A 14,021-nucleotide genomic window follows, 5' to 3' on the forward strand; every position below is an offset into this window, starting at 1 on the left:
GGTGAGATTGTGAGTCAATTATTTATATCTGACGGTAGCAATAACCAAGCATTAGGTCATATACGGTATCGAAATGTTATCTCTAATAGTCACAAGAAATCGCTAGAAGATGGTAGTGAGACATTTGATTTTTCCACACATGCCGATCATAGCTATTCAGAGTTTATAACTGGAAACAATCGAGTCATCATCCCGAGTGAGGATGGTGATTTTTTAGAATTTATCATTTATGAGGTGCAAGAAAATCGGATTAACCGACAGCTAGAAATATATAGTTATGCCAGCTATGCAGAGTTAACAACAGCCAAAACGATTGCACCACATGTCACACCAGCACTGTCAGCTGAGGCTCATGGCAAAAATGCATTAGCTGACACCGGATGGCAAATGGGCAATGTGGTATTTAACGGTACCAGGACCCTAACTTTTGATGAAGATACTAATCCATATAAATATTTAAAACGTATTGCATCAGTCTTTGGATTAGAATTACGTTTCCGGATTGAGCATGAAGACGGCAAGATCACTGCCAGGTATATTGATATGGTCGAAAAAGTCGGTCAATGGCGAGGTCGTAGAGTTGAGTTTGGTAGAGACTTAATCGGTCTAAAACGTATCGAAAATACTGAAAATATTGTTACTGCCTTAAATGTTATTGGTCCTGAAGCAGAGGATGGAAGCAGATTAGCGGTATTTGTCGAAGATAAAGAGGCTTTACAGCGCTGGGGCAGAAATGGCCGGCATATTACGAAAGACTACAAGCCTTCTTTTTCGCTTGATGAGAATGTAACAGAAGCAAGATTAAGAAAACTTGGAGAAAATGAACTAGCCAAGCGTATAAATGCTAGTGTCTCTTACGAAGGCACCATTGCTGATCTCGAAAATGTGCCAGGACTCGAAAATAAAAAAATACGATTTGGCGACACCATCCAGATTAAAGATACAAGTTACCAACCTATCTTATATTTAGAAGCTCGTATCTTTTTCCAAGATCGCGATATTAAAGATCATGCACAAAAACAGGTGCGACTCGGTGATTATACGGAGTATACCGAAGAAGAAGTCAACGCCATCTGGAAGTCACTACAGCAACAAATAAAGAATAAAATAGCCATGAGTGATCTCGAAGAAGTGACATACACCAAAACACAAATAGACACCAAAGACGATACGGTGGAAAGTAATGCTGCCGCAGATGCATCTCAAAAAGCGGAACAAGCACAAACCAATGCAGAAGAGCATGCGGACAACGTTGCCAGTGATGCTGAGACGAACGCTAATAGTTATACAGATCAAATAAAGCAAGCTGTAGATCAAGAGTTACTGGATAAAGCAGACGTTACTTATGTGGATGGTCAACTGGCTTTTAAAGCCGAAAGCAGTACGGTACAAACGATTAACGACACAGTAAGTAATCTACAGACGGCAGTAAATGATAATGAAGATGCGTTATTAGCGCAAGAAGGTAGGATTGTTATTGTTGAAAATGATATCGACGAAGTAGAAGGCGAGTTATCGATTGTCATAACCGATTTAAGTACACTTGATGGCACCGTTCAACAACAACAAACGGATATAAGTGCTAACTCCTCTGCTATTGCATTAAAGGCTGGTCAAAGTGCTTTGGAAGATATAGAAGGGGATGTAACCAGCGTAAGTAATCAAGTCTCTACATTACAGGTTAATGTCAATGGTATAAGTGCTGATGTTAGTAGCGTTCAATCTACAGTGGATGGTCATACAACGGATATTAGCGATTTAACTACTCAAGTAGATATTCAGGCCGGGCAGATATCAAGTAAGGTAGATGCAACGTTCGTGGAAGGTGCTATAAATGAGAAAGTAGACGAAACCATTAATCCAATAGATGCACGATTAGAAATGGCCGAATCTGACATTACACAAATTGCGGGAGAAGTAAATACTAAGGCAGAGGCATCCACTGTAACCAATTTAGAAACAAGAACAACAACGGCAGAACAATCTATCAGTGCTTTAGAAGGATCGATCACTACTAAAGTAGAAGAGAGCACTTTTGATAGTTTGGAAAATAGAGTGGACACGGCAGAATCCACCATTTCGCAACATAGTAATCAAATCGCTCTTAAAGTAAATGAGGATGGAGTTATAGCTGCGATTAACTTAAGTAGTGAAACAGCTCGGATTCTAGCAGCGAATATAGAATTACAAGGAGCCGTTACGGTTTTATCGGATATCGCGGATAGCCTGGGAACCATTACAGCCGGTACGATTAATGGTGTAGATATCAACGGTTCTTCTTTTAATTCCATTCTTGATTCTAACAATTATACAACTATTGAGAACAATCATATCCACTCAGAAGGCATTTACTACAGCGATTGGGCACACGCCAATCAAAAAGGTGTATTTGACGTTAATGACGGATTAATTACTATGCAATCCGGAAATACTTCATTTTCAACATATGGACAAGCGCAGATTAGCCAGTTTGGCTTAGCTATAGAACACTATAACAATAATACATTTAGCGGAGGTGCCTACATTGGACCGAGTGCTATAGGGTTCGGCGATTGGTATGATGGTGCTTCCACAGCCAGAATATATGCTGAAGGAAATGATTTGGTATTTGATGCTAATGGATCTGTTCGTTTCTATGCAGGTATTAGATTGGGTAATGACAGCGGAAATGGTCAACCTGGAAGTATTTATTACAATTCTGGCACAGGTAGAATTCGGGTGAATCAAGATGGTTTTTGGGGCAATCTTAGTGACTTTCATCGATGGGACGCAAATGGTAATTCAGAAGGATATTTTGAAGGCGGTGCTTTTCATGGTTCTTATCCTGGCTTGAATACTTCTGGAAGCTATTATATAGCCTATAAATCCAATAATGTATGGTATAAATTACGAGCCGGTGCTGCAGATAGTGTTGGGAGTCCATCTTTAGAAAGTATAAAGGAAAACATTGCAGATATGCCGTTTGATTCTTTAGATAAGATTGTTAATTCTAAAGCATACCAGTGGCAATATAATAATGGTATCGAAAATGGCTACGATGGTTACCGATATGGGTTAGTCATAGGTCGAGAAACACCGGTAGAGGTCTTAGATCATACTGGAACACGCACCGATCACTTATCGATGATTGCTCTTTCTTGGGATGCCATTAAACAGTTATACGGTATCAGCACGGAGATTGAAAATGACGTTAATATATTGCAAATGAAGGTCCAAGTATTAGAACAAAAAGTAAAACAATTAGAAGGAGTTGCTTAATATGCAAGTAACAATTGAAAATGGAAAACTAGGGCAGGCGGTTAGCCTGCTTTTTGAATTGTCATTAAAAGGGAAGCAGTCACGTCACAGAACGAAATTTATTAACAAACTGAGTGAGCGATTAAAAGAAGTGGATCAGCAGCGTGTCGAGCTTGCGAAAGAACATGCCAAGAAAGATGAAGAAGGCGAACCGATCATGATAGAAGATGGTAAACGTTATGACATTGAAGATGAAAATGCCTTTCAGAAGGACCTGAAGGAATTATACGAAGAACAGCTTGTCATTGATGGCGGTGACAATGAAGAAATGCTGAAGACCTTACGAAATGTATTACTGAACTGTGAAGAAGTATTTAGGGGCACAGATGCCGTAATATATGATTATCTTTGTGATCAATTTGAAGGAGGTGAAACAGCATGATTGTACAGATCTTAGGTATTGATTCCCGTTATCAAGAAGGCTCTTTAGAAAGTGTCCGTGTCCGTTTTAAAATGACAGCAGAAGACGGCAATATTAACATTAATGGATATATTCCATTAACAGCAGCTCAGTATCAAGGTAATGAAGCTTTTACCCAGTTGGAAGGCATTGTAAAGCAGGAAGTAGCCAACCAGATCACAGGAGAGCCAAACGCCGAATAAGGCGTATTTTTTATGCAGGAATTTCCTCCTTTTTGTCGAATTATGATAAGGAGGAGGGGATGTTGTGGAGTTGTCAAAAATCGAATCGGATTATCTGGAAGCAGGGCTTGATGAATTTCTAAAAGAGAAACAAGATTTTTTAAATAAAACGGAACATGAGGAAATACAAATGGTAATCTTGAGGGTGCATTTATATATTGAAAAAGAAATGATCCGACTAACAGAAATTTTTTTGAAGCATCCTCAGAAGTTCAAAGGTTTAAATTTCAAAAGCAGGTTGGACTTATTATATGGTGTTGGAGTAATTGATAAGGAAATATATGATCCAATTGACAAAATTAATACTATTAGAAATAGTATAAGTCATGGATTGAATTACGAATTTAACAAAGAAGAGTATAAGAAAATCTACGATAGTTTAAGTAATGATATTCTTAAAGAGTACAAAAAAGACTTGCAGTATTTTTCAAAAGCCATTAGTTTTTCTAAGAAGACTAGGGTGTTATTACTTTGTGTATGGGTGAACCTGCAGTCAATTGTTTCAACTCCATATTTCACTTTGCTTGAAATAGGTTCAAGTTACAAAATATTGGCATATGAGGAAATAGAAAAATATAAAAAAGAGTCGTTTTAAAGCATCTCCAACCGAGGTGCTTTTTTTATACCCAAAAAATAGATAAGAGGGGGACTTACTTATAATGAAAACTAAGGAGATGAAGAGATGGGAGCTGTTAACTTGGAGCATTTAGAAGCTGCACGATTATATTTATTTGGTGATGTGAAATTTTTACATCTGTTGTTGTTATTGATGGCATTGGATATTGTAACAGGTGTCTCAAAAGCAATAAAAAATGGAAAATTGTGGTCGCGAAAATCATTATTTGGATATGCACGTAAGTTGCTTATTTTAGTTGTGATTATTCTTGCCAATGTGGTAGATCAAATATTAAGTCTAAATGGTGCAGTCACTTATGCGACTGTGCTTTTTTACATTGCTAATGAAGGCTTAAGTATTGTAGAGAATCTTGCTGAGGTTGGCGTATTGGTACCAGCCGGATTAGCTGAAAAATTAAGAGCAATTGACAAAGATAACAGTCAGAGTATTACTGAAGAAATCAGATCAGAATTTAATGACAAGGAGGAAAAATGATGAGATCTTTTATATGGCCAACTGACACGAGACGGGTAACAAGTAAAATGGGTGAAAGATGGGGAACAGATCACAATGGTATAGATATAGCTGAAGGTGGTTATCATCCAATTTATGCTGTCGCTGATGGTGTCGTAACACGATCTTACACATCTGATAGCTATGGTGAGTGCATTATGATTAAGCACACTGTAAATGGACAAACGTGGGAGTCTGTATATGCACACATGAAAGGTAGATCCAGAACTGTATTCGTGGGGAACAAAGTAAAGCAAGGTCATCAAATTGGTATCATGGGTAATACCGGTCACTCTACGGGTCAGCATCTACATTTCGAATTGCATAAAGGAAGATGGAATATTGATAAAACTGATAAAGTAGATCCACTTGATTACCTTGATAAGAACTTCGGTACCAACCTTACTGTAGATGGAAAATGGGCAGAAAAGACAACAAGAGGATTGCAAGAGTGTCTTGGAACTGTTGTTGATGGTGAAATCAGCGATCAAATCCGCAATGTTATCACTGAAGCATTTTATGGCGACACAATCGATTTCGGAAATGGTAAAAATGGTAGCTTGGTTATTAAAGCATTACAGAAGAAAATGGGTGCCAAAGTTGATGGTCTGTTAGGGCCGGAAACAATCGGCAAACTACAGAAGTACCTGGGAACAACTTGTGATAAGAAATTAAGTCGTCCATCACTTGTAGTCAAAGAGTTGCAACGCCGTTTAAACAATGGAACATTCTAAGACACCATTCAATTAAGTATTACGTTTGTTTGATACTATTAATAAGTTGTTTATGTAAAAAGGAGCAGCGTGGAAAACTGCTCCTTGATTTTTTTTAGATTAGTATAAAAATTATATATATTGTATAAAAAATATTTATAGATAAAGATAATAAAGTCCATTTTAATATTTTATTACTAGTAGGCTTTACTACGTTATTAAAATCAAAATTTTTCATTTCAAAAGATAGATGATCACGTAAACCCCAAATGGCCTCATTGAGCCAAAGTAAATGAGTTTCAATTTCTTTATCTGTAGTATCAATTTCTTTTTGTAACATTCCACGAATTAATGCTAATAATTCAAAAACTTCGCTAATTTCAACTATTAGCCCAAGATCTTCATCAATTTCACGTTCATTACCCGAATTTAAATATGGCGAGGATAATTCAATTGCTAAGCGTACTTTGTTATTTAAATTATCAAATTTATCATTAATGCCTTTACTGTCAGCATCTCTGGCGAGACTAAGAGTTTCATTTGCCAATTTAAATAGTTCTATATTTGCTTCATGTAAAGTATCTAATTTTTTTTCGAGGTATTTATCTTCTCCTTTTCTTTGCATATTTTCTCTCCAACGTTTATGTTGCATTAATTGGTTAATAAAAAGAACTACTAATGTAACTAGTCCTGCAATACCAGCGCTTATTACGGCACTTATAAAAGATATAAACTCTTTTTCCATTTATCAACAATCCTTAATTTAAAGTGTATTTAGTTTCTTCTACACCACTCAACAAAATTCCTGCAATAAATAAAAATGTGATGGATAAGCACAAAAGTTGCGAATAACGCAACAAGGTGATTTTTTTATTGTCAAAAATAATTTTATCATTTAAAATCTATATATACATAAAAAAAGAGAAGGCTTTAATTAACAGGACCTCCCCAGGTATCAATGTTAATTGCCAACTCATTTTTTATAATATCATTTGATATTATAATACAATAAATGTTGTGGATTTTGCAACAATTATTAAACCTTCTCTTTTTTATGTCTAATAAATGGAGAAAGGTGGAATAAGGATGTATTTTGAAAGTAAGTATTTTTCACTTCGGGTGAATGCTGGATTTCTTACAGTTTTCTTTCTGTGGCTATTATCTTCTGGATTAATTTAATTGTAAAGAGAATATTAAAAAAGCTAGAGAAGAACTATGACCACACTCTCCAACACCCATCACATATTAGTGGTGGGATTTTTTGTTAGTGCTATAAAAAACGGAGAGGGAGAAAAAACTCCCATCTCGTATTCTGGTTTTTATCCTGTTATTTCTAGAATTAGGATAAGTCCTTATTCCAATTTATTCAAACAATTTCCTCATTAAGCTACTTGAAGCTTTACCAGCTCAACACGTTACCGACCTTACCTTTACGAACAGCATCGACATCATTTCAAATATGGAAGATTCTTATTAAGACTCATCATTGTATGATCCCATAAATCACCAAACAAACTTATATTTCATGGCAATCTGGTCTTGGCGTTATTGATCTTTTGATCAAAGTTGAGAGTAACATCAAAGCAACATCATGTGCTTTTTGGGGGATTAGTAATGAAACTTTATGACTATTTTTTTTGTTTATGACTAGACAAGCGGATGCTTTTTCCATTATTCTATTAATAATACATAAATTATGGAAGTGATCTAATGGGGTATGCTAAAGTAAACAACATTACATTTTGCAAAGATATAACCATGCATGATGATGGAACCAATACATATCATAATGTTTTTGACGTTTTAACATTTGACAGTTTTCCTAAAAAATTGGAATTCTTAGTTATTGTAGGATTAGAGTATAATTTACAAGAAAGGGATAATAGACATTTTTATTTCCACTTTAAAAGTCCTAAAGGTAAAAAAATAGGAGATAAAATTAAACAACAATTTGCTCCAAGTGAAAAGAAAAAGACTTTTATAGAAGGTCAATTTAAATTCAAGAACTTCCCTGTAGAGACAGAAGGGTTTTATGAGTTTTATATTGAGTACAATGATGAAGTTATAGGAAGTAATTTAATTTATATACAAGACATGGAGGAGGGGGATTAGTTTGAGTGAGGTGGCAGTGGATTATAAAGAACGATTTACTGTAGAGAACGATGGTAAACTACAAACTATTCATCCTAGACGTTTGCATAAAAATAAAAAAAGAAGCTCAAAGATTAAAAGGATATCCCCTTCGGCAATGTCAGAAATGATAACCTCGAAAGTAGAATACATAGAGATAATTAATGAGTTTGATTTTTCAGATGGAATCGGGAGTAAAAAAGCAGAAAAAGGGAATATAAACAATGTAAGGGAGCATAAAGTTAGTAAAAAGCCCTATAGTAAGGTGGTTGCTACCATGTTTCTTTCTCAACCTTTTTTTAAAGAATCTACTCTTCTTGCAAAAGAACAAATTGAAAATGACATGTTTAAAGACATAAAGCATTTGTCGTTTTGGGCAATAATAGGAAATATTGTTACTGCTGTTTTTAGTATTCCTTTTTGGATTATTGTAATATTACTTATATTCTTAGCATTAACTGAGTGTATTTACTCAATTGGTAAAAGATTCAGGTTGCCAGGTATTGATTATTCTCCTATTTCTAAAGCAATAGTATTAATAAGTTTATTAGGCCTTTTTTTAGTTGTATCAGTTGTGCAAATAGGCATGAACTACTTTTTAGCTTTGGGGCAGGGTATGCCGATAACTCAGTTAGCCGAGGAATCCCCTAAGTATGCTCAGCTTTTTCTGCAGTTTGCTAATTTGCAGACGTTGCTTGGATTTATCTTAATTTCGTTTTATATAAATTCTATTAGAAAAATGGTAATGTATGGTACAGGATTAAAAACTTCGGAATGGGATGAGAAAGCCATGAAGCAGCATCCAGAAAATTTATAATGAATTAATTATCTTTAAGATTAAGTCCTTACTGTCCAATATAGTTTTGAATGGTAAGGACTATTCCTTCATTTCAGCCTTCTCAAAATACTCCTCTAAAATAACTAACACTTTCTTACGAATAGCTGGCTTAAAATAATTTCGTTTTTCTTCTTTGCCTTTACAATAAAAGGTGTATTCTGTAAATGTATCTGTCTGATTAGTTTCCAGCACAGCGATTTTTTCCTGGCTAATTCTTATCTTTAACTTACGTCTTTCCTCAATGGCTTTTTTCTCGATTGTTTCAAGCAATCTTATATACGGTTCGTTGATCTTGAAGATAGTTTGGCTGCGTAATTTTTCTAAATCCTTCTGTATTACTTGTATGGCCATAGATAAAAATAAATAACGTGATCCAATTTTATATTCTTCTTCACTTATATTCCTCATCTTTTTTTCACCTCATCACAAGAACGTTTGTTCTTATTATATACCTGATAACAAAAAAGACGCAAATTGAATTTTATGGAAGGGAAATTCTAATTTTTGTCGAAATAGTAAATATGTCGTGTTGGAAAAGGAGAGTAAACATATGGTAGATGTAAAAATTAAATTAGAAATAAAGACAACGGTAGATGTTGAAGATTATTCAATATTAATAAAGGTATATGATCATCAATTGAAGAAAAACTTCTTCTGTTTTGAAGAGGATGTAGAGCATTTGAGAGATGATGGACTACGAAACTATATTCTAGATAATATGTATGATATAAAAGCTGGGAAATTTCATGTAGATGAATTTGAACCTTCTGCAAAACGTGATTTTCCAAATATACTTAGAAGAAGTTAAACTAAAAGGCACCTACTTAAAATGCAGGTGCCTTTTATAATATTTAGTCATCTTTACATATAGGAAAATAATGCTAGAATGTTTATAAAAGACTAGGGGGAGATCAAATTGAAGAAGTACATATTGATTTTATTACTGTTATTTGTTGTAGCTTGTTCTAGTGATAATACGAGTGGTGAGGTTGAAGCTGATGATCAAAGTCAAAGTGAAGAAGTCGAAACAGGAGAAGAAGCAAACGATACTGGTAATGAGGAAGAAGACGAGAATAAAGAAACTGAAAACGCCAGAACCCAAGAAGATATTGAACAAGAAGGGAGACTGACAGAAGTAGGAGATATTTCTGAAGATCAACACGGTAAAGTTGAATTACTTAAAATAGCCAATATCAATGAAACGATAGAGCATGGTCCTTTAGAAATAAACTTTGTAAATGCAAAAATTTTAAAATGGTCTGATATTCCAAGTAATATAGTGAATCAAGCATCTCGTTTTGGAGATGTCACAGATGATGAATTTGATTTTCTTCAAATTCGAATGATTGTAGAAAATACTAGCGATAAGGACATAATTTTTTACGGGATAGATAGTATTGTTACAGACAATAAGCAACAAATAGAGGCGGCTAGTGAAGAGTTTTTAGGGAATTTCGTTGATGGTGAATATCTAGGTAATGTAAAAAAAGAATATGTACAGGGTTATATATTAAAAGATTCTGATATTAAAAATCTAAGGGTTGTGTTTTCCTATGTTGAGGAAATGGACACTTATGAAACAATAGCCGAAAAACTAGACTATGACATTAATTTTGAATAAAAGCTTAGCACCTACTATTCGGTAGGTGCTAATTGTAAAAGTATAAACCTGTACGGATACGTAAATTTGTCGCTATTTTTACACCCACGAAACACCCACGAGCCACCCACGAATTTTGAAAAAAGGTGACATTATTTGATTTAATCAATAATTTAAAATGCTAATTTATCAAGCATTTAATATAAATATACCGAGTTTCTTCCTATTAAAATGTAGTCCGTACGCAAGTACACCCTTGGGAAAGAGAACAATATATCCAGTCTTATTAATAAGCAGAAACCCTTGGCACTGTTGGTGTCGGGGTTTTTCTATTTATATATCTTAATCTTTTACCATAAAATGATTTATCTATCCATATTTGAAAAACTTAGCATTCTTGTTTTATAAGCTTAAAGTCTATAAGTACAGTCATAGAAGTAATCATGCCGAACAAGAAAATGAGTACTTATAATATGGTTTATGTTAGCTGCTTAGTGATAATTTTGAAATGATTCATGTGCTGGAATACCGCTTCGGCCAACCACTCCGTGCCCGCAGGACGCGGAGCCTATTTCCGGAGCTTTGCTAAGCAGATAATCTATATCAAAATTACCATTTTGCCATACTGCCTTTGTTAACGCAAAATAGGATCGTTCTCCTACGAGAACGATCTTATTACATGTTAAAAATGTAGAGAAAGCGAGAAGGCTTTTAACGTGTGTTAAGGACAATCTCTACCTAGCTTAAAATTAATTTTGTCCGCGTATTCTGGAAAATCAATAAGTGGATTTCTATTCTTCTGAATATGGTAGATTTCTTTGTTACGGTGTTTTTCGTAAATGGATACTTCGAAAGTTTGATGCCAGTTTAGCAGGGTGTCAATATCCTTATCGTTGTATTGACTAACTATCCCAGGATATCTAATTAAGAAGTATAATGTCGCTCTGGCAACCACACCTTTTCCGCTTTCAGGTTCAAACTTTTCTTCATCGTATTTTCCGCATTGTGTTTTTATTGTTTCAATATTCATCTCTGGTGTGTAGTCCTCGAAATCTACATAAGGGTAATTAGATCTGGTCGAGTTACATGTTTTATCGCATGTGAAAAGATGATGCAGATCACCTCTCATTGGATTATCTTCATCAAACCATGACTGAGGAACAACATGTTCACAATTAAACATGTTTTGGCGTTCAATTTTAGCTACTGTTTTTATCCAAGTATTATCATCTTTCGTTTTATTGCTTGCCAAATTTTGAAACGCTTGTTTTCTAATTTGTACTGCTTCATGATCTTCTTTTATGGTTTGTTCAGGATCTTTGTGGTTTCCTGAATAGATACTTTTCAGGTTGCCATCCAAATGAAGGTCGACTGTTGAATAAAGGTAGTCGCGTGTTTCGGAATTATAGGGTAGTTGGTTTTCATGTGTGCTTGTCGTTAAATGGTTTAGTTGCTCATATAAGTTGGGGGAGTTTTTTTTATCAAAGTTAATGTGCTGGTAATATGCCTTGATAAGACGTAAATCTTCTTCTTTGTCATAGTATTCGTTTGTATTTTTATTTTTGTTTTGATTAACCTTTAATTTCATTAGCGTGTGACTTAATTTTTCACTTTCCAATTTGTTCATGATTTTCCCCTTTCTTTATGACATAAGAAATGGATAGAAAGGTAGGTGCTAGCATCCTACCGGAACTGATGTTACCATTGTTGCTTGGAAAATGATTGTTTAATTCTTTGAAGTTCTATTTGTTTCCTTTACATGGGGAGCATTGATTCTATCTAATTGGTCAACTAGATTCAGCATAAGAAAGCCATTACCCTCGGCACTTTTTTGAAATGCAAGTGGAAGGGTACGTCTGATAAGTTGAGCATATACCTCTGATTCAATAACAGATCTTTGGAATTCTTTTTCGCTTAAATTAATGATTAATGCGAGTGCACCTGCTACATGTGGAGCGGCCATAGACGTTCCTGATAATTTAGCAAATTTACTATCTAAATAAGTAGATAATATATCTACTCCTGGCGCTATAAGATCTACCTCGTTATTCGTATTCGAAAAGGGAGCAAGCTCTAAGTCTAAGTTAACAGCACCTACACTAATGACTTCGTTATAAGCTCCTGGATAAGCATATTCTGGAGTTTCCTGATTTCCATCCCCTTCATTACCTGAAGCGACAACGACAGATACATCATGATTTATTGCGTTTTGAATGGCTTCATGCATCTCAGGGATATCATTCGGTCCACCTAAAGACATGGAGATGACCCTTGCACGTTCATTATTTGGTCCACGCCAATCAACTGCATAGTTAATTGCGTTAATAATCCATTCGTATTCCCCTGAACCTTCGCCCGATAAAGCCTTTAGACTTAATATTTTAGCTTTTGGCGCAACGCCTACAACCCCATTGCCATTAAGGCTTGCTGCAATAGTTCCGGATACGTGTGTTCCATGCCCGTTATTGTCTTCAAAGTTGTCTTGGTCTCCACTATAGTCACTTGTGAAATTTCGTCCGCCAATAATTTGCTCCTTAAAGTCTGGATGATCCGATTCAATTCCGGTGTCTATCACCGCAACGACGATATCTTCTCCTTCAAAACCTTTCTCCCATAAGGCGGGAGCCTGTACTAGTTGAACGCCTTCAGGGGTCTCATTTTTGGAATCCTCAATCGATTGAATCGTATAAGGAATTAAGTGAACCTTGTTTTGTACCATATTTTATTCACTCCTCTAAAGTTTACCCTCTCTCTATACAGTATGTGATTAGGTTGAAAAAGTTTACTAGATTTACTGAAATTAAGATAGTTGTCATAAATGGAGTAAGTAAGCTGTGATGTGGAAATAGTTGATGTGTCGGCATCCAATGTCTGGAATTGAAAGAAGGTTTTGCTACTTATATTACCTATTTCACTAGGCTTCAAACCAATAAAAGAAAAAAATATAAATTTTAACAAAAAAGAGTAGAAGGATTATTTTGAGTAGGAAAGCCCTCGGCATTTTCACCAAAGGCTTTTTTGAATCTATTATAAGCTGCGGTACAAGCCAACTACTCTACCAAGAATGCTGACATTATCGTAGATTAACGCATCCATTGTCGCGTTCTCAGGCTGCAGTCGAATATGATCCTTTTCCTTGAAGAAACGTTTTACCGTTGCTTCACTTTCATCTGTCATGGCTACAACGATATCGCCGTTTTCAGCTGTATTCTGCTGTTTGACAATGACTTTGTCTCCATTGAGAATACCTGCTTCAATCATACTGTCCCCTTCAATAATCAATACAAACAACTGTTCGCTTGCGTGCATTTCGTTATGTGGAATAGGGATGTATTCTTCAATATTTTCTACTGCTGTAATCGGAAGTCCTGCTGTTACCTTACCGATTACGGGAGCAAAGGTAGCTTCTGTCTTAGGAATTTCTAAATCGCCATCTTGTGGCAATACTTCTATTGCTCTTGGTTTCGTAGGGTCTCGGCGAATGTATCCTTTCTTCTCTAATCGCGCTAGATGTCCATGTACCGTTGAGCTTGATGCTAGACCGACTGCCTCTCCAATCTCGCGAACAGAGGGTGGATATCCTTTTAACTCTACTTGTTCTTTAATATAAGCTAAAATCTCCTCTTGTCGCTTTGATAGATTTGTCATATTTCAATCTCCTAACACGTAGTA

At 35.4% G+C, this 14,021-nt stretch carries 15 protein-coding genes; 10 read left to right on the forward strand and 5 right to left on the reverse strand.

The features are described 5' to 3' along the window. Window positions 1-9: 9 nt before the first annotated feature. From MUN87_RS01975 to MUN87_RS02000, 6 genes are all read left to right on the forward strand, one after another. Window positions 10-3,258, forward strand: coding sequence for a phage tail spike protein (locus MUN87_RS01975; protein WP_244745846.1), 3,249 nt, complete (start codon window positions 10-12; stop codon window positions 3,256-3,258). Between the two features lies 1 nt (window position 3,259). After that, window positions 3,260-3,679 (forward strand): DUF1617 family protein, encoded by a 420-nt coding sequence (locus MUN87_RS01980; protein WP_244745848.1) that lies wholly within the window; start codon window positions 3,260-3,262, stop codon window positions 3,677-3,679. Further along, a complete protein-coding gene (locus tag MUN87_RS01985) occupies window positions 3,676-3,900 on the forward strand; it encodes a hypothetical protein (protein ID WP_244745850.1) in 225 nt (74 codons plus the stop codon). The genes MUN87_RS01980 and MUN87_RS01985 overlap by 4 nt, the downstream gene beginning before the upstream one ends. 64 nt (window positions 3,901-3,964) lie before the next feature. Then, window positions 3,965-4,534: a hypothetical protein gene (locus MUN87_RS01990; RefSeq protein WP_244745852.1), complete on the forward strand. Its 570-nt coding sequence runs from the start codon at window positions 3,965-3,967 to the stop codon at window positions 4,532-4,534. 87 nt (window positions 4,535-4,621) lie between these two features. Then, window positions 4,622-5,050, forward strand: coding sequence for a phage holin family protein (locus MUN87_RS01995; RefSeq protein WP_244745853.1), 429 nt, complete (start codon window positions 4,622-4,624; stop codon window positions 5,048-5,050). Continuing rightward, a complete protein-coding gene (locus MUN87_RS02000; RefSeq protein ID WP_244747852.1) occupies window positions 5,050-5,802 on the forward strand; it encodes a M23 family metallopeptidase in 753 nt (250 codons plus the stop codon). Before MUN87_RS01995 ends, MUN87_RS02000 begins: the two co-directional genes overlap by 1 nt. Before the next feature lie 94 nt (window positions 5,803-5,896). On the opposite strand, the gene MUN87_RS02005 is transcribed toward MUN87_RS02000, so the two are convergent. Next, window positions 5,897-6,526 (reverse strand): hypothetical protein, encoded by a 630-nt coding sequence (locus MUN87_RS02005; protein ID WP_244745855.1) that lies wholly within the window; start codon window positions 6,524-6,526, stop codon window positions 5,897-5,899. Window positions 6,527-7,491: 965 nt separating this feature from the next. Here MUN87_RS02005 and MUN87_RS02010 point away from each other — a divergent pair. Then, window positions 7,492-7,893, forward strand: a complete 402-nt coding sequence (locus MUN87_RS02010) for a DUF6941 family protein (RefSeq protein WP_244745857.1) — start codon at window positions 7,492-7,494, stop codon at window positions 7,891-7,893. 1 nt (window position 7,894) lies between these two features. After that, window positions 7,895-8,728, forward strand: a complete 834-nt coding sequence (locus tag MUN87_RS02015; RefSeq protein ID WP_244745859.1) for a hypothetical protein — start codon at window positions 7,895-7,897, stop codon at window positions 8,726-8,728. A gap of 60 nt (window positions 8,729-8,788) precedes the next feature. On the opposite strand, the gene MUN87_RS02020 is transcribed toward MUN87_RS02015, so the two are convergent. Beyond that, the gene (locus tag MUN87_RS02020) at window positions 8,789-9,157 is read right to left on the reverse strand and encodes a YhjD family protein (protein WP_244745861.1); all 369 of its coding nucleotides are present in this window, start codon (window positions 9,155-9,157) and stop codon (window positions 8,789-8,791) included. Between the two features lie 142 nt (window positions 9,158-9,299). Here MUN87_RS02020 and MUN87_RS02025 point away from each other — a divergent pair, with 142 nt between their 5' ends. Together MUN87_RS02025 and MUN87_RS02030 are read left to right on the forward strand one after the other, a co-directional pair. After that, the gene (locus MUN87_RS02025; protein WP_244745862.1) at window positions 9,300-9,557 is read left to right on the forward strand and encodes a hypothetical protein; all 258 of its coding nucleotides are present in this window, start codon (window positions 9,300-9,302) and stop codon (window positions 9,555-9,557) included. A gap of 108 nt (window positions 9,558-9,665) precedes the next feature. Next, on the forward strand, window positions 9,666-10,370 hold the full coding sequence (locus MUN87_RS02030; protein WP_244745864.1) for a hypothetical protein: 705 nt from the start codon (window positions 9,666-9,668) through the stop codon (window positions 10,368-10,370). A gap of 700 nt (window positions 10,371-11,070) precedes the next feature. Here the strand turns inward: MUN87_RS02030 and MUN87_RS02035 are convergent. The 3 genes from MUN87_RS02035 to lexA all read right to left on the reverse strand — a co-directional run bounded on the left by MUN87_RS02035 (window position 11,071) and on the right by lexA (window position 13,997). Then, window positions 11,071-11,976, reverse strand: a complete 906-nt coding sequence (locus MUN87_RS02035) for an endonuclease I family protein (RefSeq protein WP_244745866.1) — start codon at window positions 11,974-11,976, stop codon at window positions 11,071-11,073. A gap of 99 nt (window positions 11,977-12,075) precedes the next feature. Continuing rightward, window positions 12,076-13,068: a S8 family peptidase gene (locus tag MUN87_RS02040; RefSeq protein ID WP_244745868.1), complete on the reverse strand. Its 993-nt coding sequence runs from the start codon at window positions 13,066-13,068 to the stop codon at window positions 12,076-12,078. Window positions 13,069-13,376: 308 nt separating this feature from the next. Then, the gene (gene lexA / locus MUN87_RS02045; RefSeq protein WP_244745870.1) at window positions 13,377-13,997 is read right to left on the reverse strand and encodes a transcriptional repressor LexA; all 621 of its coding nucleotides are present in this window, start codon (window positions 13,995-13,997) and stop codon (window positions 13,377-13,379) included. Window positions 13,998-14,021: the final 24 nt, after the last annotated feature.

Source organism: Gracilibacillus salinarum (assembly GCF_022919575.1).
Lineage (GTDB): Bacteria > Bacillota > Bacilli > Bacillales > Amphibacillaceae > Gracilibacillus > Gracilibacillus salinarum.